The organism is Streptomyces xylophagus (assembly GCF_000716435.1).
Classification (GTDB): domain Bacteria; phylum Actinomycetota; class Actinomycetes; order Streptomycetales; family Streptomycetaceae; genus Streptomyces; species Streptomyces xylophagus.
Window position 1 is genome coordinate 98,416 of record NZ_JNWO01000002.1, and the last position, 22,436, is coordinate 120,851.

At 70.4% G+C, this 22,436-nt stretch carries 24 protein-coding genes; 17 read left to right on the forward strand and 7 right to left on the reverse strand.

The annotated features are described in order from the left end of the window. The first annotated feature begins 37 nt into the window (after positions 1 to 37). Genes OO70_RS03925 through OO70_RS03965 form a run of 9 tightly spaced genes read left to right on the forward strand, consistent with a single transcriptional unit; the run spans position 38 to position 9,535 of the window. Positions 38 to 1,576, forward strand: a complete 1,539-nt coding sequence (locus OO70_RS03925; RefSeq protein ID WP_043664033.1) for an AMP-binding protein — start codon at positions 38 to 40, stop codon at positions 1,574 to 1,576. 35 nt (positions 1,577 to 1,611) lie between these two features. Continuing rightward, on the forward strand, positions 1,612 to 2,790 hold the full coding sequence (locus OO70_RS03930; protein ID WP_043664035.1) for an amidohydrolase family protein: 1,179 nt from the start codon (positions 1,612 to 1,614) through the stop codon (positions 2,788 to 2,790). Beyond that, the gene (locus OO70_RS03935; protein WP_043664037.1) at positions 2,787 to 4,214 is read left to right on the forward strand and encodes a FadD3 family acyl-CoA ligase; all 1,428 of its coding nucleotides are present in this window, start codon (positions 2,787 to 2,789) and stop codon (positions 4,212 to 4,214) included. The genes OO70_RS03930 and OO70_RS03935 overlap by 4 nt, the downstream gene beginning before the upstream one ends. Continuing rightward, complete coding sequence (locus tag OO70_RS03940) at positions 4,211 to 5,812, forward strand: methylmalonyl-CoA mutase family protein (RefSeq protein WP_043664039.1); 1,602 nt, start codon at positions 4,211 to 4,213, stop codon at positions 5,810 to 5,812. The genes OO70_RS03935 and OO70_RS03940 overlap by 4 nt, the downstream gene beginning before the upstream one ends. After that, positions 5,812 to 6,210, forward strand: coding sequence for a cobalamin B12-binding domain-containing protein (locus OO70_RS03945; RefSeq protein ID WP_043664042.1), 399 nt, complete (start codon positions 5,812 to 5,814; stop codon positions 6,208 to 6,210). The genes OO70_RS03940 and OO70_RS03945 overlap by 1 nt, the downstream gene beginning before the upstream one ends. Positions 6,211 to 6,241: 31 nt before the next feature. After that, entirely contained in the window at positions 6,242 to 7,198 is a 957-nt protein-coding gene (locus OO70_RS03950) for an LLM class F420-dependent oxidoreductase (RefSeq protein WP_043664044.1), read from the forward strand. Then, positions 7,195 to 8,253, forward strand: coding sequence for a CaiB/BaiF CoA transferase family protein (locus OO70_RS03955; RefSeq protein ID WP_043664047.1), 1,059 nt, complete (start codon positions 7,195 to 7,197; stop codon positions 8,251 to 8,253). The genes OO70_RS03950 and OO70_RS03955 overlap by 4 nt, the downstream gene beginning before the upstream one ends. Further along, complete coding sequence (locus tag OO70_RS03960; protein WP_043664051.1) at positions 8,250 to 8,705, forward strand: VOC family protein; 456 nt, start codon at positions 8,250 to 8,252, stop codon at positions 8,703 to 8,705. The genes OO70_RS03955 and OO70_RS03960 overlap by 4 nt, the downstream gene beginning before the upstream one ends. Beyond that, the gene (locus OO70_RS03965) at positions 8,702 to 9,535 is read left to right on the forward strand and encodes an SDR family oxidoreductase (RefSeq protein WP_043664054.1); all 834 of its coding nucleotides are present in this window, start codon (positions 8,702 to 8,704) and stop codon (positions 9,533 to 9,535) included. Before OO70_RS03960 ends, OO70_RS03965 begins: the two co-directional genes overlap by 4 nt. Positions 9,536 to 9,554: 19 nt before the next feature. Here OO70_RS03965 and OO70_RS03970 read toward each other — a convergent pair whose 3' ends face one another. The 3 genes from OO70_RS03970 to OO70_RS03980 form a co-directional block, all read right to left on the reverse strand. Continuing rightward, a complete protein-coding gene (locus tag OO70_RS03970) occupies positions 9,555 to 9,737 on the reverse strand; it encodes a hypothetical protein (protein WP_043664058.1) in 183 nt (60 codons plus the stop codon). Between the two features lie 149 nt (positions 9,738 to 9,886). Continuing rightward, the gene (locus OO70_RS03975) at positions 9,887 to 10,639 is read right to left on the reverse strand and encodes an SDR family NAD(P)-dependent oxidoreductase (protein WP_199827247.1); all 753 of its coding nucleotides are present in this window, start codon (positions 10,637 to 10,639) and stop codon (positions 9,887 to 9,889) included. Between the two features lie 5 nt (positions 10,640 to 10,644). Further along, on the reverse strand, positions 10,645 to 11,406 hold the full coding sequence (locus OO70_RS03980) for an SDR family NAD(P)-dependent oxidoreductase (protein ID WP_043664061.1): 762 nt from the start codon (positions 11,404 to 11,406) through the stop codon (positions 10,645 to 10,647). A gap of 66 nt (positions 11,407 to 11,472) precedes the next feature. On the opposite strand from OO70_RS03980, the gene OO70_RS03985 reads away from it, so the two are divergent. The 3 genes from OO70_RS03985 to OO70_RS03995 all read left to right on the forward strand — a co-directional run bounded on the left by OO70_RS03985 (position 11,473) and on the right by OO70_RS03995 (position 14,902). Beyond that, positions 11,473 to 12,888 carry a class I adenylate-forming enzyme family protein gene (locus OO70_RS03985; protein WP_199827248.1) on the forward strand — a complete coding sequence of 472 codons (1,416 nt, stop codon included), beginning with the start codon at positions 11,473 to 11,475 and terminating at the stop codon, positions 12,886 to 12,888. Further along, positions 12,881 to 14,029, forward strand: coding sequence for a thiolase family protein (locus OO70_RS03990; RefSeq protein WP_043664067.1), 1,149 nt, complete (start codon positions 12,881 to 12,883; stop codon positions 14,027 to 14,029). The genes OO70_RS03985 and OO70_RS03990 overlap by 8 nt, the downstream gene beginning before the upstream one ends. 111 nt (positions 14,030 to 14,140) lie before the next feature. Continuing rightward, entirely contained in the window at positions 14,141 to 14,902 is a 762-nt protein-coding gene (locus OO70_RS03995; protein ID WP_043664070.1) for an SDR family NAD(P)-dependent oxidoreductase, read from the forward strand. 21 nt (positions 14,903 to 14,923) lie between these two features. On the opposite strand, the gene OO70_RS04000 is transcribed toward OO70_RS03995, so the two are convergent. The 4 genes from OO70_RS04000 to OO70_RS04015 are packed head-to-tail and all read right to left on the reverse strand — an operon-like array spanning position 14,924 to position 18,043. Next, on the reverse strand, positions 14,924 to 15,727 hold the full coding sequence (locus tag OO70_RS04000) for an acyl-CoA thioesterase (RefSeq protein WP_043664073.1): 804 nt from the start codon (positions 15,725 to 15,727) through the stop codon (positions 14,924 to 14,926). Between the two features lie 20 nt (positions 15,728 to 15,747). Further along, entirely contained in the window at positions 15,748 to 16,533 is a 786-nt protein-coding gene (locus tag OO70_RS04005) for an acyl-CoA dehydrogenase family protein (protein ID WP_043664075.1), read from the reverse strand. Positions 16,534 to 16,535: 2 nt separating this feature from the next. Continuing rightward, positions 16,536 to 17,651 carry an acyl-CoA dehydrogenase family protein gene (locus OO70_RS04010; RefSeq protein WP_234336698.1) on the reverse strand — a complete coding sequence of 372 codons (1,116 nt, stop codon included), beginning with the start codon at positions 17,649 to 17,651 and terminating at the stop codon, positions 16,536 to 16,538. Beyond that, a complete protein-coding gene (locus OO70_RS04015; protein ID WP_033282975.1) occupies positions 17,648 to 18,043 on the reverse strand; it encodes a nuclear transport factor 2 family protein in 396 nt (131 codons plus the stop codon). The genes OO70_RS04010 and OO70_RS04015 overlap by 4 nt, the downstream gene beginning before the upstream one ends. Before the next feature lie 210 nt (positions 18,044 to 18,253). On the opposite strand from OO70_RS04015, the gene OO70_RS04020 reads away from it, so the two are divergent. Genes OO70_RS04020 through OO70_RS04040 form a run of 5 tightly spaced genes read left to right on the forward strand, consistent with a single transcriptional unit; the run spans position 18,254 to position 22,432 of the window. Continuing rightward, positions 18,254 to 20,368 carry a branched-chain amino acid ABC transporter permease gene (locus OO70_RS04020; RefSeq protein ID WP_043664083.1) on the forward strand — a complete coding sequence of 705 codons (2,115 nt, stop codon included), beginning with the start codon at positions 18,254 to 18,256 and terminating at the stop codon, positions 20,366 to 20,368. After that, positions 20,349 to 21,059: an ABC transporter ATP-binding protein gene (locus OO70_RS04025; RefSeq protein ID WP_043664086.1), complete on the forward strand. Its 711-nt coding sequence runs from the start codon at positions 20,349 to 20,351 to the stop codon at positions 21,057 to 21,059. The genes OO70_RS04020 and OO70_RS04025 overlap by 20 nt, the downstream gene beginning before the upstream one ends. After that, entirely contained in the window at positions 21,056 to 21,763 is a 708-nt protein-coding gene (locus tag OO70_RS04030; protein ID WP_043664091.1) for an ABC transporter ATP-binding protein, read from the forward strand. Before OO70_RS04025 ends, OO70_RS04030 begins: the two co-directional genes overlap by 4 nt. Then, positions 21,760 to 22,143: a hypothetical protein gene (locus tag OO70_RS04035; RefSeq protein ID WP_043664093.1), complete on the forward strand. Its 384-nt coding sequence runs from the start codon at positions 21,760 to 21,762 to the stop codon at positions 22,141 to 22,143. The genes OO70_RS04030 and OO70_RS04035 overlap by 4 nt, the downstream gene beginning before the upstream one ends. After that, positions 22,109 to 22,432 (forward strand): hypothetical protein, encoded by a 324-nt coding sequence (locus tag OO70_RS04040; protein WP_043664095.1) that lies wholly within the window; start codon positions 22,109 to 22,111, stop codon positions 22,430 to 22,432. Before OO70_RS04035 ends, OO70_RS04040 begins: the two co-directional genes overlap by 35 nt. Positions 22,433 to 22,436 lie beyond the last annotated feature (4 nt).

Here is a 22,436-nt window from a genome sequence, read left to right on the forward strand (position 1 = left end):
AGAGTGCAATTCTCAATGACGAGAGGAAGTTCCTGTCGTGCGAACGATCCCCGCTGAACTCGTCGACCGCTACGAAGCGGAGGGCTGGTGGACCAGGGAGACGATCGGTGACCTGCTGACGCGGGGACTGACGGCCGCCCCGGGAACCGCGTTCCGGGTGCACTCGGCGGTACGGCCCTGGGAAGGCGCCTTCGGCGAGGTCGAACTGACGGCCCGCCGACTCGCCGCCGGCCTGCGCGAACGCGGTGTCCGCCCCGGTGACGTCGTGGCGCTCCAACTGCCCAACTGGATGGAGGCGGCGGCGGTCTTCTGGGCCTCGGCTTTCCTCGGCGCGGTCGTGGTGCCGATCGTCCACTTCTACGGACGCAAGGAAGTCGGCTACATCCTGGAGACCGTCGAGCCCAAGGTCTTCGTCACCGCCGACCGGTTCGGACATCTCCGCTACGACCCCGAGCTGAGCGCGAAGGTCCCCGTGGTCGGCGTCGTGGGCCGGGACTTCGACGACCTGCTCGCCGACGAACCGCTGCCCGGCGTCGTACCGACGGACCCGTCCGCGCCCGCGCTGATCGCCTTCACCTCCGGAACGACCCGAGACCCCAAGGGTGTTGTGCACAGTCACCAGACCCTGGGCTTCGAGACCCGCCAACTGGCCGGCCGCTACCCGCCCGACCGCGGCGACCAGCTCACCTCCGCACCCGTCGGCCACTTCATCGGCATGGTCAACGCCTTCCTGATCCCCGTCCTCGACGGCTCCCCGGTGAACCTCGCCGACACCTGGGACCCGGGCCTCGCCCTGGAGTTGATGGCCCGCGACGGCCTCACCGTCGGAGGCGGCGCCGCCTACTACATGACGAGCCTCCTCGGCCACCCCGACTTCACGCCCGCCCACCTCGCGCGCATGAAATACGCGGGCCTCGGCGGCGCGGGCGTACCGAACGCGGTGACAAGGCGCCTCGCCGACCTCGGCATCACGGTCTTCCGCGCCTACGGCAGCACCGAGCACCCCTCGATCACCGCCTCGGCCCACACCGCGCCCGAGGACAAGCGCCTCTACACGGACGGCGACGCGCTCGACGGGGTGGAGATCCGGCTGGCCGACGACGGCGAGATCCTCAGCCGCGGCCCGGACCTGTGCCTGGGCTACACCGATCCCGCTCTCACCGAGCGGGCCTTCGACGAGGACGGCTGGTACCGCACCGGCGACATCGGGGTGCTCGACGAGGACGGCTACCTCACCATCACCGACCGCAAGGCGGACATCATCATCCGCGGCGGCGAGAACATAGGCGCGCTGGAGGTGGAGGAGGTTCTCCTCGCCCTGCCGGGCGTCGCCGAGGCCGCGGTCGTGGCCGCCCCGGACGCCCGCCTCGGAGAGCACGCGGCAGCCGTCGTACGACTGCGGCCCGGTCACCCCGAACCCACCCTCGACGATCTCCGCGCCCACTTCGCCGCGGCGGGCCTGGCCCGCCAGAAGTGGCCGGAGGAACTGCACCTCGTCGAGGACTTCCCACGGACCGCCAGCGGCAAGGTCCAGAAGTTCGTTCTCCGCAAGGATATTGCCGCCCATCAAGAGTGAGAATAGGATTCTCGCAATCTGCGAAGGAGGATCTCATGCCATCGCGCGTGCCGCCGTATCCACTGTTCGACGCGGACAACCACCTCTACGAGACGGAGGATGCGCTCACTCGGTACCTGCCCAAGCAGTACGCGAGCGCCATCCAGTACGTGCAGGTGAAGGGCCGTACGAAGATCGCCATCCGCGGTCAGATCAGCGACTACATCCCCAACCCCACCTTCGAGGTCGTCGCCAGGCCCGGCGCGTGGGAGGACTACTTCCGCGAGGGGAACCCGGAGGGCAAGTCGCACCGGGAGCTGTTCGGCGAGCCGATGCGGTCGATCCCGGCGTTCCGCGAGCCCGGCCCACGCCTGGCACTCATGGACGACCTGGGCATCCAGCAGACCCTGATGTTCCCCACACTCGCCAGCCTGGTCGAGGAACGCATGCGGGACGACCCGGAGTTGATCCACGTCGTCGTGCACGCCCTCAACCAATGGCTGCACGAGACCTGGCAGTTCAACTACAAGAACCGCATTTTCACCACCCCGGTGATCAGCCTGCCGATCCTGGACAAGGCGATCGCCGAACTGGAGTGGTGCCTGGAGCGCGGAGCGAGGGCGATTCTCATCCGGCCCGCCCCGGTCCCCGGCTACGGCGGCTCGCGGTCCTTCGCGCTGCCGGAGTTCGACCCGTTCTGGAAGCGCGTCGAGGAGGCGGGTGTGCTGGTCGCCATGCACTCCTCCGACAGCGGCTACTCGCGCTACTCCAGCGACTGGGAGGGCAAGAGCCAGGAGATGACGCCGTTCCAGGCGCAGGTCTTCCGGATGATGTCCGAGTGGCGCCCGGTCACCGACGCGGTCGCGTCCTGGGTCTGCCACGGAGCCCTGTTCCGCTTCCCGGAACTGAAGGTCTCGGTCATCGAGAACGGCTCTTCCTGGCTGCTGCCGCTGCTCGACCAACTGGCCAGCACCTACAAGAAGCAGCCGAAGGGCTTCCTGGGCGACCCGGTCGAAGAGGTCAGGAAGCGGATCCACATCAGCCCGTTCTGGGAGGAGGACATGGCCGCCCTCTCCGAGGTCGTCGGAGTCGAGCGCGTCCTGTTCGGGTCCGACTACCCACACCCCGAGGGCCTCGCCGACCCGGTCTCCTACATCGACGCGCTCCAGGGCATGAAGGAGGCCGACCAGGCCAAGATCATGGGCGGCAACCTCGCCCGGTTGATCGGCGTATGACCTGGGAGAGCATCCCGCAGATGGTGCTGAGCGCGGCCGACCGCTTCGGTGACGCCGAAGCCGTGGTGGACGGCCCGCTCCGCCTCACGTTCACCGAGCTGGTCGAGCGGGTGCGTGTGGCTGCGGGTGCGTTCGCGTCGGCCGGGGTGGAGCAGGGCGACCGGGTCGCGATCTGGGCGCCCAACTCCGCCGAGTGGATCATCGCCGCCTTCGGTCTCATGACCGCGGGCGGTGTGGTGGTGCCCGTCAACACCCGCTTCAAGTCGGACGAGGCGCACGACATCATCGTGCGCAGCGGTGCGAAGGCCGTTCTCGTCCAGGAGGGCTTCCTCGGCCTGGACTTCAAGGCACCGCCCGGTGTCCCGGTCATCGACCTCAAGTCCGGCTTCCTGGCGAGCGGTTCACCCTTCGAACGGAAGGTGGCCGGCGAGCAGGTCAGCGACATCGTCTTCACCTCGGGCACCACCGGCCGGCCCAAGGGCGTCCTGATGACCCACGCCCAGACACTCCGGCTGTACGCGGAGTGGTGCGACCTGGCCGGGGTCAGGGAGGGCGACCGCTATCTGATCGTCAACCCGTTCTTCCACATCTTCGGCTTCAAGGCGGGCATGGTCGCCTCGCTCATCCGCGGCATGACCATCCTGCCCGTGCCCGTCTTCGACGTGGACCACGTCCTCGACCTCGTCGAGCGCGAGAAGGTGACGGTCCTGCCCGGCCCGCCCACGCTCTACCACTCCCTGCTCACCGACCGCGGCTCAAGAGACCTGTCCTCACTGCGAGTTGCGGTCACCGGAGCCGCCGACATCCCCGTTGAACTGATCCGCCGGGTGATGACCGAACTGCCCTTCACCTCGATCATGACGGGCTACGGCCTGACCGAGGCGGGGACAGCGACGGCCACCCGGCCCGGCGACTCCTTCGAGGACATCGCCACCACCGTCGGCACCCCCTGCGACGGCGTCGAGGTGGAAATCGCCGACGACGGCGAGGTGTTGGTCCGCGGCTACAGCGTGATGCGCGGCTACTTCAACGACCCCGACGCCACCGCCGAAGCCATCGACGAGGACGGCTGGTTGCACACCGGGGACCTCGGAACGCTCGACGAGCGCGGCTACTTGAGGATCGTCGGCCGCAAGAAGGACATGTTCATCGTCGGCGGCTTCAACGCCTACCCGGCCGAGATCGAGGGCTTCCTGATGGAACACCCGGCGGTCGCCCAGGCCGCCGTGATCGGCGTACCGGACGAACGGATGGGACAGGTCGGCAAGGCCTTCGTCGTCCTCCGACAGCCGCTGACCGCCGACGAGTTGATCGAGTGGAGCCGGCTCCGGATGGCCGGGTTCAAGGTGCCCCGGACGGTGGAGTTCCTGACGGAACTGCCGCTGAACGCCACCGGAAAGGTGATGAAGGACCTCCTGCGATGACGCCTCCCACACCGCCCCAGGGCGACGACCTCGTCCGGACCGCGTCCGGCCTGCCCCTCAAACCGGTCTACGGCCCCGACGACATCGCCGCCGAGCCACCCGCGCCGGGCAACTTCCCCTTCACGCGCGGCAATTACGCCACCGGCTACCGGGGACGGCTGTGGACGCTGCGCCAGTACTCCGGCTTCGGCACCGCCGAGTCCTCCAACCGCCGCTACCACTACCTCCTCCAACAGGGCGGCACCGGACTCTCCGTGGCGCTCGACCTGCCCACCCAGTGCGGCTACGACTCCGACGACCCCGAAGTCGGCGAGGAGGTAGGCCGGGTGGGCGTCGCCGTCGACACGCTCGCCGACGCCGAGATCCTCTTCGAGGGCATCCCCCTCGACAAGATCAGCACCAGCTTCACCATCAACGGCACGGCCGCGATCCTGCTCGCCTTCTACGTCGCCGCCGCCGAACGGGCAGGCGTGCCACGCGCGAAACTCACCGGGACGATCCAGAACGACATCCTCAAGGAGTACGCGTCCAGGGGCACTTGGATCTGGCCGGCCGAACCCTCCCTCCGGCTCATCGCCGACACCATCGAGTTCTGCGCGGCCGAGGTACCGCGCTTCAATGCGATCTCGGTCGCCGGATCGCACTTCCGCGACGCCGGCGCCAACGCCGTACAGGAGATGGCCTTCACGCTCGCCGACGGGGTCACCTACTGCGACACGGTGCTGGCCCGGGGCCGTATGACGATCGATCAGTTCGCCCCGCAGGTCTCCTTCTTCTTCTACACGCACGGCGACTTCTTCGAGGAGATCGCCAAGTACCGTGCAGGGCGCAGGCGTTGGGCGACCATCGTGCGCGAGCGGTACGGGGCGGGCAGCGACAAGGCGGCCATGTTCCGCTTCGGCTGCGTGGCCGGAGGCGCCTCGCTCTACGCGCCCCAGGCACAGAACAACACCGTCCGGGTCGCCTACGAGGCGCTCGCCTCCGTCCTCGGCGGCGTCCAGTCGATGTTCACGGCCGCCTGGGACGAGCCGTTCGCCCTGCCCAGCGAGGAGTCGGCGACGCTCGCGCTGCGCACGCAGCAGATTCTCGCTCATGAGACGGGCGTTACCAGGGTCGCGGACCCGCTCGGCGGCTCGTACTTCGTCGAGGCGCTCACCGACGCCACCGAGGCCCGCATCGTCGAGATCATGGACGACCTGGAGCGCTACGGCGGCATGGTCCGCGCCATCGAGGACGGCTATCTGCAGACCCTCATCGCCGACGAGGCCTACCAGTTGCACCGCGAGGTCGAGGCGGGCACCCGGCCGGTGGTCGGCGTCAACCGCTTCGTCTCCGACGAACCACCGCCCGACCTCGCCACGTACGAACTCGACGCGGAGGGCCGCGACCGGCAGCTGAAACGGCTCGCCGACGTCAAGGCCACCCGAGACGCAGCTCTCGTACGGCAGCGTCTCGCCGAACTGGCCCGTGCCGCGGAAGGTACCGAGAACCTCATGCCCATCCTGATCGACTGCGCCAACGCCTACTGCACGGTCGGCGAGATGGTCGCCGCGCTCAAGGCGGTCTGGGGCGAGTTCCAGCAGCCGGTGGTGTTCTGATGAACGCCCGCGTACTGGTCGCCAAACCGGGGCTCGACGGACACGACCGCGGGGCCAAGATCGTCGCGCGGACGCTGCGCGACGCGGGCTTCGAGGTGATCTTCACCGGCATCCGGCAACGCGTCGACGACATCGTGGCCGTCGCCGTCCAGGAGGACGTCGCCGTCGTCGGCCTCAGCATCCTCTCCGGCGCGCACCTCGCGCTCACCACCCGCGTGATCGAGGCCCTGCGCGCCACGGGATCCGAGGACATCGCCGTCGTGGTGGGCGGCACCATCCCACCGGCCGACGTACCGAAGCTGCTCTCGGCGGGAGCCGTCGCGGTCTTCCCCACGGGCACGCCGCTCGACGCCCTCGTGGCCAAGATGCGCGCCCTGACATCCGTCACCTCGCCATGACCCGGCGGCTACCCGAATACCTGGAGGCAGCGTGCGTATCGGAGTGATGATCGGGCCCGAGCGCGGTGACTCGGTCCGCAAGATCACGCGGATGATCGACGACGTGACATGGGCCGAGAAAGCGGGCTTCGACACCGTGTGGGTGCCGCAGATCCCGACCGACTTCGACGCGCTCACCGCCGTCGCGCTGATGGGCGCGCGCACCGAGCGGATCGAACTCGGCACCGCTGTCGTGCCGTTGCAGGCCCAGCACCCCATCGCCCTTGCCCGGCAGGCGATTTCGACCCAGGCCGCGGCGGGCGGACGGCTCGCACTGGGCCTCGGACCGTCCCACCACTGGATCATCCGGGACATGCTGGGACTGCCGTACGAGAAACCGGCCGCCCTCACCCGTGACTACCTGGACGTCCTGGACGCCGCGTTCGGCGGAACGGACATGGTCGATGTCGAGAACGACACTTTCACCGTCCACAACCCGCTCACGCTCGCCCCCGTCTCCCCGTTGCCGGTCCTGCTCGCGGCCCTCGGCCCGGTCATGCTGCGCCTCGCCGGGGAACGGGCCGACGGGACCGTGCTGTGGATGGCCGACGAACGCGCGGTCGCCGAACACGTCGTCCCCCGCATCACCAAGGCCGCCGAGAGCGCCGGACGCCCGGCACCCCGGATCGTCGCGGGCATCCCGGTCTGCCTGTGCAGCCCCGACCGGGTCGACGAGGCCCGCGAGCGCGCCAACCGCATCCTCGGCGAGGCCGAGATCTCGCCCAACTACCAACGGGTCCTCGAGTACGGCGACGCCCGCGACATCGGCGATCTGTGCGCGGCGGGCGACGAGAACGCCATTGCCGCCCGCTTCCAGCGGTTCGCGGACGCCGGGGTCACCGACCTTTCGGTACGGCTACTGCCCATCGGCGACACCCGCGACGAACTGGTCGCCTCCAAGTACCGCACCCGCGACATGCTCGCCGCCCTCGCCGCGGACCTGCGATGACGGCCGGACCGCTCGACGGCATCCGCATCCTGGAGGTCGGCCACATGCTGGCCGGCCCCTACGCCACGATGATGCTCGCCGACCTCGGCGCCGAGGTCACCAAGATCGAACCGCCGGGCGGGGACATCTCCCGCCAGGTGAGCGACGCCTACTTCGCCAGCCTCAACCGTGGCAAGCGCAGTATCCGCCTCGACCTCACGACCGACGACGGACAGGCCCGACTCGGTGAACTCGTCGCCGACGCCCACGCGTTGCTCGTCAACCTCAAACCGTCGGCGATCCACCGACTGGGCCTGACGTACGACGTGATACGGAAGTGGAACGAGCGGATCGTGTGCGTCGCGCTCACCGGATACGGGCTGGAGGCGGGCGACGAACCCGCCTTCGACTACGTCGTCCAGGCCGCCACGGGCGTTGCCGCCCTCACCGGCGACCCGGACGCGCCACCGACCCTGCCCGGCTACTCCTCGGCGGACAACTCCTCCGGTTTGACTGCCGCGTTGGGGCTCCTCGCCCAGGTAGTCTCCGGGCGTGGAGGCCAAGTCGAGGTGTCCTTGCGGGATGTGATGCTGTCTCAGCTCAACTACCGCGCCTCCGCCTATCTCAACGAGGGTGTGGAGCCGCGCCGACTCCCGCTCGGCGCGCACTCCTACTACGTGCCGGCCCAGCTCTTTCCCACCGCCGAGGGCTACTTGGCGCTCTTCATCACCCATGACGGCTTCTGGAAGTCCTTCGCCGCCGAGGCCGGCGTCCAGGGATTCCCCACCATGGCCGAACGCGCTGAGCGGCGCGAGGAGGTGCTGGCCGCTGTGACGGATGCCCTGGCGGGCGACACCGCCGTGGCTTGGGAGGCGCGGCTGCGTCCGCTCGGGGTGCCGGCTGCCGCCGTACGGACGCTGCCGCAGGCGCTGGCGGCCACGCCGGAGGCCGTGGTGACGGCAGGGGACTTTCGGCTGGTGCGCAGTTCCGTGCGGGTCGAGGGGTACGAGCCCGACTACGGGCCGCCGCCCCGCCTGGGTGAACATGATGTTTCCGGGGTGGTGGGGGAGTCATGAGGGCCGAGGACCAGTTCCATCTCGGGCTTGTCGTCGAGGACTTCGAGGGGGCGCTGGCCGAGTTCTCGGCGGCGTTCGGGTACGAGTGGTGCGCCGAGATCGGAGGGGCGGTTCCGCTGACGCTGCCGAACGGAAACGCCGTTCTCGACATCAGCTGCGCGTACTCCCGGACACTGCCCCGACTCGAGATCGTCCGACGTGTCCCGGGAACGCTGTGGGAACCGGTGGCAGGCGGAGGCGTGCACCACGTCGGCTACTGGTCCGACGATGTCGCAGCGGACGCGGCCGAACTGACCCGTCAGGGCTTCACGACCGAGGCGACCCGGGCCGGTTCAGGTGGCGCACCCTTCGCCTTCCTGCGCGCCCCGAGCGGACTGCTCGTGGAACTCGTGGACCGGGTGGCACAACCGGGGCTGGAGAAGCTCTGGAGTCACGGAGGAGGGGACGTATGACGACCGTAGGCATCGCGACCGGCGCCGGGCGCGGCATGGGACTGGCCTGCGCGCGGCGGCTCACCGACCTGGTGGACACGCTGCTGCTGGTGGACCGGGACGAACTGGCCGTGACCGCCGCGGCGAAGGAACTGGCCGCCGCCGACGAGGAGGTCGAGGTCGAGCCGTTCGTCCTCGACATCACCGATACGACAGGACTGGCCCAACTCGCGGCACGAGTAGCCGAATTGGGCACTCTCAGGGCCGTCTCCCACGCTGCCGGGATCTCGCCCACCATGGCCGACTGGCGGCGCATCTTCGAAGTCGACCTTGTCGGCACCGCACGCCTCGCCGATGCGCTCCGCCCGCTCGTCACTGAGGGGACGGCGATGGTGTGCTTCGCCTCGATGGCCCCGCTCCTCGGCAATCTGGAGGCCGATCCCGTCGTAGCCGCGATCCTCGACGATCCGCTGCGGGACGACTTTCTCGACCGGCTGCGGGACGCTCTCGGGCCGGCCGTCGAGAACACCGGTCTCGCGTACGCGTGGGCCAAGCACGGAGTGCACCGGTTCGTACGGAAGGAGGCGGTGCGGCTCGGGCCGTACGGTGCCCGGGTGTGTTCCGTCTCGCCGGGCGTCATCGACACCCCTCAGGGGCAGCAGGAGGCCTCGGCTCAGCCCGCCATGGCGGCTCTTGTGCAGCAGACGCCGCTCGGGCGGGTGGGCCGGGCCGAGGACGTCGCGGCTGCGGTGGCGTTCCTGCTGTCGGACGAGGCCGCTTTCGTTTCCGGAATCGACGTTCTCGTCGACGGTGGGGTCTGTGCGGCGGTGCGGGAGCGCGCCGGCCGGTGACCGGCCGGCCACGGCTTCCTCAGCGCCGACGTCCGCCACTTCGGGTGGACCAGCCGGAACCCACGCCGGCCGAGTGCGCGGCGAGGAAGGCGAGTCCGAGCAGCATGAGGCTCGTCGGGCTGAAGATCAGCTGGGTCGACGTCTCGGTGACACGGATGATGAAGGCGATGAGGAAGAGCGCGGCAGCCACGAATGCAAGCATCTGATGTATCCCTACTGGTGGAGGGCGAGCCACGCGTGATCCCGGTGGCTGCGCTGTTGCCTGCCGGGTGCCCTGGATGATGCCGATCAATCGCGTGGACCCCGCACTCCGACTCGCCGCCGCGCCCCGCCTGTAGGCCCAACTGCCGCTCAGGAAAGGGATTCTGAGCGCTGGACGGTCCCTGTGATCCCGGTGGCGTCCTGGCCCGCGAGGAGGACGGCGGCCCTTGCCATCGCCTCCGGCGGCTCCACCATCTCCGGAGGAATCTCCCGGCCACCGCCACCCGCTTGCCAGCCCTCCGTGAGCACCACCCGTGACGGAGCAAGGCAGTTCACCGCGATGTTGTCCTTCCGCAGGTCGGCGGCGAGCCCCAAGTAGAGGCGCTCGACCGCCGCTTTGGACACCCAGTACGCGTTGGCGCCCCGGTCCGTCATGCTCACCCCGCCGGTCGTCACGGCGATCAACGAGCCACCGCCACGCGCGCGTACGTGCGGGATCACCGCGCGGGTCACCAGGAAAACCCCGGTCAGATTGACGTCCAGACACAGCTGCCAGCGCTTGAGCGGTGTCGACTCGACCGGGCCGAGCCACAGCACCCCGGCGTTGGCGACGAGAATGTCGATGCCGCCGAACTCGGCGACCGTGGCGGCGACGGCCGCGTCGACCGACGCCTCGTCGCTCACGTCACAGGGCAGGGGCAGGGCGCGTCCGCCCGCCGAGACGATCCGGTCCGCGACCGAGTGGATCGTCCCGGGCAGCCGACCTTCCTGCTCGGAACGCGCGGCTACGGCAACCGAGGCGCCCGCCTCGGCGAGCGCCAGCGCGACCGTACGGCCGATACCGCGGCTGGCGCCCGCGACGAACGCGACCTTGCCCTTCAACGGGCCACTCAGATCGGTCACTTCACTCACTTCGGCGGGAACCGGAGGGCGCCGTCGAGCCGGACGACCTCGCCGTTGAGATAGTCGTTCTCGACGATGTGCTGCACGAGACCCGCGTACTCGACCGGCAGCCCCATGCGCTTCGGGTACGGGATCTGCGGCCCCCAGTAGGCCTCCAACTGGTCGCCCGCCTTGCCGTAGGCCGGCGTGTTGAACGTGCCCGGCGCGATCGTGACGACCCGGATGCCGAGCGGGGAGAGGTCGCGGGCGGCGACCAGGGTCATGCTGACGACCCCGCCCTTGGCGGCTGCGTACGGGAGTTGGCCGATCTGGCCCTCGTACGCGGCGATCGAGGCCGTGCTGACGATGACGCCCCGGCCGCCCTCTGCGGGCTCCTGGCGGGCGATGGCGGCCGCGGTCAGCCGCATCACGTTGAACACGCCGGTGAGATACACGTCGATCGTCGTGCGAAAGCCCGCGAGGTCGAGGGGCGAGCCGTCCTTGCCGACGAGCCGGCCACCGCTCGCCGGGCCGCCGTGCGCGTCCACCGAGATCCGCAGCGGTCCCGCCGACTCCGCCTCGGCCAGCGCGGCTTGGACATCGTCCTCGGAGGTGGCGTCGGTGCGCACATAGCGCACACCCAACTCCTGCTCCAGGGCCTTGCCCTTCTCATCGGCCAGATCGGCTACGACGACCTTCGCTCCCGCCGCGTGCAGTCGACGGACGGTGGCCTCGCCCAGGCCGCCCGCCCCGCCGACGACCACCGCGGAGCTCCCACTGATCTGCATCAAGGATTTCCTCTCTTGCGAACAGCGCTCTAGTGAGACGAGAATAGCATTCTCATGAATATAACCATGATTCTCGAGATGGTGGCCTCGGGCGGCGACCGACCGGTGGTCACGGCGAACGGCCGCTCCCTGACCGCCTCGGAACTGCTTGCCCGCGCCCGCGCCGCCGCGCACCGCTTCCAGGGCCACCCGGCCGTGCTGTATCTGAGCCCCAGTCACCTCGCCTACCCGGTGGCCCTGTTCGGCGCCGCCCTGGCGGGCATCCCGTTCATCCCCCTCAACTACCGCCTCGGCGACCACCAGTTGGCCCGCCTCCTGGCCCGCCACCCCGGCGCCCTCGTGCTGCGCCCCGCCGACCTCGACGCCCTGCTGAGCGCCGAAGAAGCCGCCGACGCACCGGAGTCGACCCCGGACCAGGACTCCGTCGCCGTGGTCCTCTACACGAGCGGCACGACCGCCGAGCCCAAGGCGGCGCTCCTGCGCCACCGGCACCTGCTGGCGTACGTCCTGAACACCCAGGAGTTCGCCTCGGCGGGGGAGGGCGACGCGGCGCTGGTGGCCGTTCCGCCGTACCACGTGGCCGGGTTGATGAACCTGCTCACCAACCTCTACTCCGGCCGCCGGCTGGTGTACCTGTCCGCCTTCGACGCGGGGGAGTGGCTGGAGACCGCGCGCCGCGAGCAGGTCACGCACGCACTCGTCGTGCCCACCATGCTGGCCCGCATCGTCGCGGAGGTCCCGGCCGGCGACGCCCGTACGCCCACGCTCCGGAGCCTCGCCTACGGCGGCGCCAGGACTCCACGGCCTGTGGTGGAGCGGGCGTTGGAGATCTTCCCCGGCACGGGTTTCGTGAACGCGTACGGTCTGACGGAGACGGCCTCCTCGGTCGCCGTGCTCGGGCCCGACGACCACCGCGAGGCGCTGGCGTCGGACGATTCGGCCGTACGGGACCGACTCGGCTCCGTGGGACGCTCGTTGCCCGGCGTCGAGATCGAGATCCGCGCCGACGACGGAAAGCCGGCCCCTGCCGGTGAGACCGGGCTCGTGTTCGTGCGCGGGGAGCAGATCTCCGGCGAGTACGGCGGACGCAGCGCCCTCGACGCGGACGGCTGGTTCCCCACCCGGGACCGGGGCCGACTGGACGCCGACGGCTATCTGTTCATCGAGGGACGCGCCGACGACACCATCATTCGCGGCGGCGAGAACATCGCTCCCGTCGAGATAGAGGACGTTCTCGTCGCCCACCCCGGGATCGTCGAGGCGGCCGTGATCGGCGTGCCCGACCCCGAGTGGGGACAGCGGATCGTCGCCGTCGTGGTCGGCGAGGGCGATCCGGCGGAGGTCCGCCAGTGGGTCAAGGACCGGCTGCGCTCCTCCAAGACCCCCGACGCGATCGTGTTCCGCGCCGAACTCCCCAAGACCGAGACCGGAAAGCTGCTGCGCCGCACCCTGCTGGCCGAGTTGGAGACCACCCATGCCTGAAGCAGTCCTCGTGTCCGCCCTGCGCACCCCCGTCGGCACCGCCGTCAAGGGCACCCTGCGCGACACCACCGCGTTCGACCTGGCCCACCACATCGTCGCCGCCGCAGCCGCCACGGACGGCCTCGACCCGGACGCGGTCGACGACGTGATCCTCGGCGAGGGCCTGTACGGCGGCGGTGTCGTGGCCCGGCACGCGGCACTGACCGTCGGCCTCACCTCCGTACCGGGCCTCGCCCACAACCGCCACTGCGCCGCCGGACTCGCGGCCGTGCAGAGCGCGGCGGCGAGCATCCGCGCGGGCATGGACGAACTCGTCATCGCCGGCGGCGTCAACTCGGCCTCCACCTCCCCGAAACAGCGTTTCCGCGTCGACGGGGAGTGGGTCGAACCCTGGAGCCCGCCCACGCACCCCGACCGCCCCGACGCCCCCAACCTGGACATGTCGATCACGGTCGGCTGGAACACCGCCGTGCGGGCAGGCCTCACCCGCGCCGACATGGACGCATGGGCACTGCGCTCCCACCAGAACGCCATTCGCGCCATCGACGAAGGGCGTTTCGACGCGGAGCTCGTGCCCATCGACACACCGCACGGTCTGTTCTCCGTGGACGAACACCCCCGCCGCACCACGAGTCTGGAGAAGCTGGCCTCGCTCAAGCCGCTCCACCCGGAGATAGAGGGCTTCTCCATCACGGCCGGCAACGCGGGCGGCGCCAACGACGGTGCGGCTGCCCTGGTGGTGGCCAGCGACCGGTTGGGCCTGCCTGCCCTCGCCGTCGTCCGCTCCTGGGCGTCGGTCGGCGCGGACCCCGCCGAGACAGGCCTCACCCCGGTGACGGTCATCCCCAAAGCCCTTGCCCGCGCGGGACTTTCGACGTCCGATGTCGACCTCTTCGAGATCAACGAGGCCTTCGCCGCCGTGCCCGTCGCCGCCGTGAAACTGCTCGGCCTCGACCCCGACAGCGTGAACGTCAACGGCAGCGGCTGCTCCCTGGGCCACCCGGTCGCCGCGACCGGCGCCCGGATGCTGGTCACGCTCGTGCACGAACTGCGCCGCCGCGGCGGCGGCATCGGTGTCGCCGCGATGTGTGCCGGCGGGGGCATGGGTTCGGCGACGGTCATCGAGGTACCGGCGCCGTAACGGGCGAGTTCTCGGTGCCGGTGCCGGTGCCGGTGCCGGTGCCGGTGCCGGTGTGTCGGCCTCGGTGCCGTTCCCGGTGGTGGAGAGCGACGACGAAGTGAAGGGAACAGCATGGAGGGCTTGAAGGAGAAGGTCGTTCTCGTCGCCGGCGCGGCCACCGGGCTGGGGGCCGCCTCCGCCCGGCGGCTGGCCTACGAGGGCGCCCGGGTCGTCGTCGGTGACCTCGACCTCGACGGAGCACGGCAGACCGCCTCGGTCATTGCTGACGCCGGTGGCCAGGCGGTCGCGGCGGGCTTCGACATCGCCGACGAGGCCTCGGTCGGCGAACTCGTGCGGGCCACCGTGCGGACGTACGGCGGACTGGACGCCGTGCACATCAACGCGGGCGACATGGGCGCGGTCTCCAAGGACACCGACGTCGTCGACATGGACCTCGCGGTGTGGGACCGCACCTTCGCCGTCAATCTGCGGGGCCACATGCTCGTCACCCGGTACGCCGTTCCCGAGCTCCTGGCCCGGGGCGGCGGCGCGATCGTCTACACCTCGTCCATTGCGGCCTTCACCGGCGAGGCCGCACGCCCCGCGTACTCGGCGACCAAGGCGGGCATCAACGCCCTCGCCCGCCATGTCGCCTCCCGCTGGGGCAGGGAGGGCATCCGTGCCAACGCGGTCGCGCCGGGACTGATCCTGACGCAGGCCATTCAAGAGGGCGCGGCGCCCGATCTGTTGGAGGCACTGCTTGCCCGCACCCGCAGCACCCGGCACGGCCGGGCCGACGACATCGCCGGCATGGTGGCCCACCTCATGTCCGACGAGGGAGCCTGGATCAACGGCCAGGTCATCAACGTCGACGGCGGCACCGTCATGCGCTGAGCGCTCTGCGGGGACGGGCCGTCACGCGACCGTACGGAAGCGCAACAACGCCTCCTGCGCGAACGAGGCGACCAGGGACCCCTGCGCGGTGAGCACATCGCCCCGGCCGTAGCAGCGGCCGTGGGCGAGCAGCGGGCTCTGGTGGCGCAGGAGAAGCCAGTCGTCCGTGGTGAAAGGACGGTGGAACCACACCGTGTGCGCGGTGACGGCAGACGAGAACGCCGTTCCCGAATCGTGCTGGGTGACCCCTTCGAGCGGCCGAAGCGCCGTGCCGATCAGACTCAGATCGCTCGCGTACGCCGTCAACGCCGGGGCGAGTTCCGGGGCTACGGTCGGCGTGCGCATCCACAGGTCGTACTCGGGCGCCTCCGACTTCGGCGAGTCCACGTCGGCGGTGGCCCGGGTGTCCCAGGGAAGCAGCGAGAGGTCCACGTCGTGCTCCGCTCCCGGTACCGGAGGCATCGGGAACGCGATCTGTTGGTCGGGACCGTCCTCGTGGGAGTGCAGCGACACGGCCGCGACAGCGGCGACACCCTGCGTCTGCCGCGCAACGACCGTCAACGTGGCGAAGGAGCCGCCCTCATGATGACGTGTCACTTCGTACCGCACCGGTTCCTGTGGTCGTCCCGCGCGCGCGAACTGGACATGAAGGCTCTTGACCGCCTTGTCCGGGCAGGCGAGTTGGGCGGCGCGGACGCTCTGGGCGAGCAACTGCCCGCCGAAGATGCGGTGGTAGCCGAGTTCTTGGTTGCGGCCCTCGAACACGCCATCGGGGCGGGTGTCGAGGTCCAGGCAGGAGAGCAGGTCGCTCCACAGATCGGTCACTGATGTCACTCCTCGGTCGATCACAGGTGGACGAGCCGTGGCGCTGACCCGCCGGCCCGCAGCAGCGCCCCCGCCTCGCGCGTCAACTCCCTTGCGCTGCCCAGCAGTCCGTCCAACACCATGGCCCGCCGGACATGCCGGTGCAGATCGTGTTCGGCGGTGAACCCGACCCCGCCGAGGACCTGTTGGCAGTGCCGGGCCGCCGTCAGCGCCGCCTGCCCGGCCGCCGCTTTGGCCAGCAGCGCGCCAAGCTCGTCCGTCGCGGCCACCAGGGTGACCTCGGCGCCGTCCAGCGCCACGAAGGTCTCGGCGAGCCGATGCCGTACGGCCTGGAAGGAGGCCAGCGGACGGCCGAACTGCACGCGGTCCACGGCGTGTTGGCGGGCCAGCGCGAGCATGGCGCGGCCGGTTCCGACCAGCCACCAGCCCAGCGCGACACGGCCGGCGGCGAGCGGTACGGGAGGTCCGGCGGGCACGGTGTGCAGGGGGAGTTCGGCGTCCAGGGTTGTCCCGGCGGCACTGTCGTCGCGCTCCCAGACGACCCACGTACCGCCCGTGTACGGCAGCGGCAGTGTGCCGCCGACCGGACGGCCCGCCGCATTCAGCAGGACGTCGTTGAGGAGCGGCGCGTGGGCGCCCGTCTCGCCGAGCAGGCGGAAGGTGAGCGGGACGGCGATGTCCGGTTGTTCGGCGAGCAGTTCGGCCCAGCCGAGGTCTGTGAGGGAGGCGTCCAGTGCCTGCCCCGTCGCGGCCGTCATCGTCTTGCGGAGCGTCTCGGCGAGCAGGTCCCGTTCGGCGGCGTCCACGGCTACTCCCGTCCCAGGTCGAGCAGGCGGCGCGCGATGATGTTCCGCTGGATCTCGGCCGTACCGCCGTAGATGGTCGCCGCCTTCGCGTACAGGTACTCCGAGCGCCACGGCGTGTCCGTCAACTCCAGTACGCCGGGCAGGAGATCGCGCACGGTCTCGAAGAGCCGTTGCTCGGCCGTGGCCAGCAGCACCTTGTCGACCGACGTCTCCGCGCCCAGGCGCTCACCCTCGGCCAGGCGCCGCTGCGTGGCGTGGGAGCGGCAGCGGACGGTGTGCAACGCCAGGTAGGCGGCGCCGAGTTCGGCGTCGTCCGGGATGCTCGTCTCGGCCACCAGGCGGTCAAGCCGCGTGTAGAGATGGGCGATCCGGTGCCAGAAGCAGGTGGAGCGCTCGTGCGGGAGCAGGTCCATCGCCAGGCGCCAGCCGTCGCCGGGTTGGCCGAGCATCCGGTCGGCGGGCACGACCACGTCGTCGAAGAACACCTCGGCGAACTCGTCCACGCCGTGCATCGTGCGCAGCGGCCGGACGGTGATGCCGGGGGTGTCCATGTCGACGAAGAACGCGGTGATCCCGTTGTGTCCCGGCGCGGTGCGGGTCAACAGGACGCAGCGGGCCGCGAATTGGGCCAGGCTCGTCCAGACCTTCTGGCCGTTGATCACCCAGTGGCCGTCGCGCGGAACGGCCCGGGTGGTGAGGGAGGCGAGGTCGCTGCCGGAGCCCGGCTCGGAGAAGCCCTGGCACCACTGTTCACGGCCGCTGAGCAGCCGCGGGACCATCTCGGCGGCCAGTGCGGGAGGGGCGTACGAGATCATCGTCGGGGCGAGGACCTCGATCATCGAGTAGATCCCCGGCTCGGCCAACTCCCGGGTGGCGACCTCCTCGCCGAGCACCGCCCTCAGCACCGCCGGCCCGCCGAGCCCCCTCACCTCGGCGGGCCAGCCGTACCGCATCCAGTCCGCGTCGAACAACGCCCGTCGGACCCGGGCCAGTTGAGCGACCTGGGCGTCGAGGGAGTGGTCCGGGCCGGGGGACAGGTCGTGCTCGTCCAGCCAGGCGCGCAGGCCCCAGCGGAAGCCGCCGACGTCCATGTTCCCGGGCGGTGAGGTGACGCTCATGTACCCGGGCGCTGATAGGCGTGCGGGCGGCCCGAGTCGTGCGCTCCGCTGCGGCGGATGAACGTCATGGCGCGGGTGCGCAGTCGCCAGCCCTCGTCCGTGCGGACGTAGGTGTCGTTGTAGTAGCCGATCCGCAGGTCGTGCGTGGCGTGGTCGACGAAGCAGAGCGGCTGGGTGCCGGTCGCCGTGTCGCCCGACAGATCGACGGCCGGCGTACCCGTCAGGAACAGCCCCTTGGGGGCGGCGGCCACGAGCGCCGGGAACTCGTCGAGGCCGTAGGAGTCGCCGAAGGCGCTGTACGTGCCGTCGGGTGTGAACACCCCCAGCACCCCGTCCAGGTCACCGCGGGTGATGCACACCGCGTAGCGGGCGAGGAGCTGCTGGATCTCCATCAGGTCGTCGGTCGGACCAGGGGGAGGAGCCGGAACAGGCAAGGAGGACAAGGACTTTCCACCCTTCACCATGAGTGAGAATGCCATTCTCTCAGATGAGTGGCAGATTTCCACGGGGTGGCGGGCAACGTCAACAGTCTCTGTCTGAATGGTTGATTCTCCGTAGATGAGAAGCTAGTTTCCAGAGATGGAGAGGGGAGATCCGACGCGATGGACCAGTTCCTCACCTTCGGGATCGTCGGCCTGAGCACGGCCGCGATCTATGCCGTCATCGGCAGTGGGCTCGTGCTCACCTACACCACCACCGGCGTGTTCAACTTCGCGCACGGCGCGGCCGGCATGCTGTCCGCGTTCATGTACTGGCAGCTGACCGTCGGCTGGGGCTGGCCCGTTCCGGTCGCCCTGGTCGTGGTGCTGCTCGTGCTCGCCCCGGGCTTCGGACTGCTCGTGGAGCGGTTCGTACTGCGGCCCGTCCAGGCCCTCGGCGAAGCCGAACGGCTCGTCATGACGGTCGCGCTGCTCAGCGGTCTCATCGCCACGGCGCGCTGGATCTGGGACCCGAACGTGGCGCGCCCCCTGCCGATGTTCTTCGCCGCCCGCAAGCCGATCCACCTCGGCCCGGCCGTCATCACCTGGCACCAGGCGATCACCATGGCGGTGGCCGTCGCCGTGGCGATAGGCCTGCGCATCCTGCTCTACCGCACCCGCGCCGGAGCCGAGATGCGCGCGGCCGTCGACGACCGGGCACTTGTCGGCCTCACCGGCGCCGACCCGGTCCGGGCGGGCCGGGTCTCCTGGATCCTCGGCACCCAACTGGCCGCGATCGGCGGCATCTTGATCGCCCCGACCGTCACCCTGGATGCCGCCCAGCTCTCCCTGCTGATCGTCAGCGCCTACACCGCGGCCGTCTTCGGCAGGCTGCGCAGCCTGCCGCTCACCTTCCTCGGCGCCGTCGTCGTCGGCTGCATGGAGAGCTATCTCACCGGCTACCTGCCGCAGAACGAATACCTCCCCGGACTACGGCTCGCCGCCCCCGCCTTCCTGCTCTTCCTCGCCCTGCTGGTCTTCCCGCACCGACGCCTGCGCGGCCGCGAACGACGACTCGCCCGCGTACCGGTACCGACCGCGCGCGGCACGCTCGTCTTCGCCGCGGTCGTCATCGCCTTCGGCGCGGTACTGGCCTCCCTCCTCGGAGAAGCCGACCTCATCACCTACGGAGCGATCTTCTCGCTGGGCGTAGTGGCACTCTCGTACGTCCCGCTCGCCGGGTACGCCGGACAGGTCTCCCTGTGCCAGCTGAGCATGGCGGGCATCGGCGCGGTCGTCTGGGGACACCTCGGCGCCCACGGCCAACTGTGGGCCCTCGGGGCTGCGATCCTCGTCTCGGCGGCGGCCGGAGCGCTGGTCGCACTGCCCGCACTGCGGCTCTCCGGTGTGTATCTCGCCCTGGGGACAGCCGCGTTCGCGGTGATCCTCGACCGGTGGATCTTCGGCATCCCGGCCTTCCATGTTTTCGGCCTGCGGATCGCCCTCTTCGACCAGGGCTCGGTCGACGTCTCCGGACCCCGTCTCTTCGGCCTACGGCTCGACAGCGGACGGGAGTTGATGGTGTTCGCCGCCGTCTGCCTCGCCCTCGCCTCGATCGGCGTGGCGGCCCTGCGCCGCAGCCGCTTCGGCCGGCGACTGATCGCCCTGCGCGACAGCGAGGCCGCGTACGCCACCCTCGGCGGCAACCTGCTCGTCGCCAAGGTCGCCGTGTTCGCCCTCGCCTCCGGCATCGCGGGACTCGGCGGAGCACTGTACGGAATGCAGCAACGCACCGTCACCGCCGACCAGTTCAGCCTCATCGCCGGCCTGCCCATCTTCCTCGTCGCCGTGGTCGGCGGACTCGGCGCGGTCGGCAACGGCCTCTTCGCCGGCACCGCCTTCGTCGCCCCGACGAACGCCCTGATCGCCATCGCCCCCGGCACCGCGAACCTGGTCGCCCTGCTCCCCGGCCTGGCCGGCGTCGGACTCGGACACAACCCCGACGGCATCGTCTCCCGCTTCCGCCGCCAGTGGGAGCCACTCGCCCGCGACCGCATCGCCCTGCCCATCCTGCTCTGCGTCCTCGCCCTGGCCTGGGCACTGCGCTTCACCGACGTGATCAACGACTGGACGTACTACGGCGGTTCACTCGTCATCGCCGCGGCACTCCGCGCCTGGGCGAGCGCCCGGCAGGCCGAACCGGCCGAGCCGGAGATCCCCGTCGAGTGGTGGGGCCTACGGCGTGCCTGGCGCCCCGAGGACGAGGAGGTGCTGGCCCGTGGCGTCGCTGCAGGTTAGTGGAGTGACCGTCTCCTTCGGCGGAAACCGCGCTCTCGACGGGGTCGCCCTGACCGCCGAGGCGGGCCGGGTCACCGGACTCATCGGACCCAACGGGGCAGGCAAGAGCACCCTGTTCGACGTCGCCTCCGGACTGCGCAGACCCTCCTCCGGACAGGTCCGGCTGGACGGCCGCGACGTCACCCGCGCCCGGCCCTCCGCGCGCGCCCGGCACGGACTCGCCCGCACCTTCCAACGCCTCGAACTGTTCGGCCGCCTCAGCGTGCGTGACAACCTGCTCGTCGCCGCAGAACTCGGCCCCGAACGCCGCCGGGCCGACCGGATCGTCACCGAGATCCTGCACCGCCTCGAACTCACCGACCTCGCCGACACCTCACCCGACGCACTCCCCACCGGAGTCGGCCGGCTCGTCGAAGTCGGCAGGGCCCTCGCGATCCGACCGAAGGTGCTTCTCCTCGACGAACCCGCCGCAGGACAGGACGTGGAGGAGACCGAACGCTTCGCGGAACTCCTGCGCGCCCTCACCGATGACGGCACCGCCGTCGTCCTCGTCGAACACGACATGAGCCTCGTCATGGCCGTCTGCGACGAGGTGTACGTCCTCGACCTCGGCAAGATCATCGCCGTCGGCCCGCCCGAGGTGATCCGCAGCGACGAAACGGTTCTCGCCGCCTACCTGGGGGACGCGTGAGCGCACTTCTCGAACTGCGCGGCATCCGCGCCGCCCACGAACGCATCACCGTTTTGCACGGCGTCGACCTCGACGTCGCCGCCGGACAGGTGGTGGCGCTGCTCGGACCGAACGGCGCGGGAAAGACCACCACCCTGCGCGTCGCCGCCGGAGTCCACCCCGCCGAATCGGGCCAACTCGTCCTCGGCGGACGGGACATGACCGGCGCCGACCCCCGCGACCTGGCCCGCGCCGGAGTCTGCCTCATCCCCGAAGGACGAGGCGTCTTCCCGAACCTGTCCGTCCGCGACAACCTCCTCATGATGACCTTCACCGGCCGCAGCCGGGAGGAGATCGAGGAGATCGCGTTCGCCCGCTTCCCCGTCCTGGCCCGGCGCGCCGGACAGGCGGCGGGCACCCTCTCCGGCGGCGAACAGCAGATGCTCGCCCTCGCCCGCGGCCTCACCACCGACCCCGCCGTCCTGCTGCTCGACGAACTCTCCATGGGGCTCGCCCCGTTGGTTGTCGGCCGCCTCTACGAACAGGTCGGCGAGATTGCCCGACAAGGCGTCGCCGTGCTGGTCGTCGAGCAGTTCGCCGCCGCGGTCCTCGACATCTGCGACCACGCCGCCGTCCTCGTACGCGGCCGGGTCGAACGGCAGGGCCACCCCGACGGCGGCCTGCGCGCCGAACTGTCCGCTCTCTACCTGGGGAGTTCCACATGACGTCCACCGAGACGCGAGCGGACCGCTTCGTCCGCGAACTCACCGTCCTGAAAATCCCCGACCCGGCCGCCGGAAGGGCCGCTCTCTGGCTGCGCGCGGGCGCCGCCCTGATGACGATCGGCGTCGTCCTCGGCGTGTGCGCCTACTTCATCTCGCACAACACCAGCGATCCGCTGGTGCAGAACGACGCTCTCACCCTCGGCCTCGCCGCGGTCGCCGGGAGCGTCGTCGGTTCGGCGCTCTTCCTGCGGTACTCGCTCACCGGCTTCCTGCGGTACTGGATGGCCCGTCAGTCCTACGACGTGGAACTCCTCGCCGACCGCCTGCTCGAAAGGGAACTCCGCCATGACCCCACCGGCACCGACGCTGCGCCCCGGTGACCAACTCGCCAGCACCGTCTGCGGCACCCGCGTGGTCGTCATCCGCGCACCCGGCGCCGGCCGGCCGCAGCCCCGACTGACCTGCGGCGACAGCCCGTTGGTCCCCGCGGCCGACGCACCCCCGGCGAAGCCCGGACCGGCCGGCACCACCACCCTCATCGGCAAGCGGTACGTGGACGCCACCGGGACGCTCGAACTGCTCTGCACCGCCTCCGGCGCGGGCGAACTGGCCTGTGACGGCGCCCCCATGGCCCTGAAGGCGGCCAAGCCGCTGCCCGCCTCCGACTGACCGA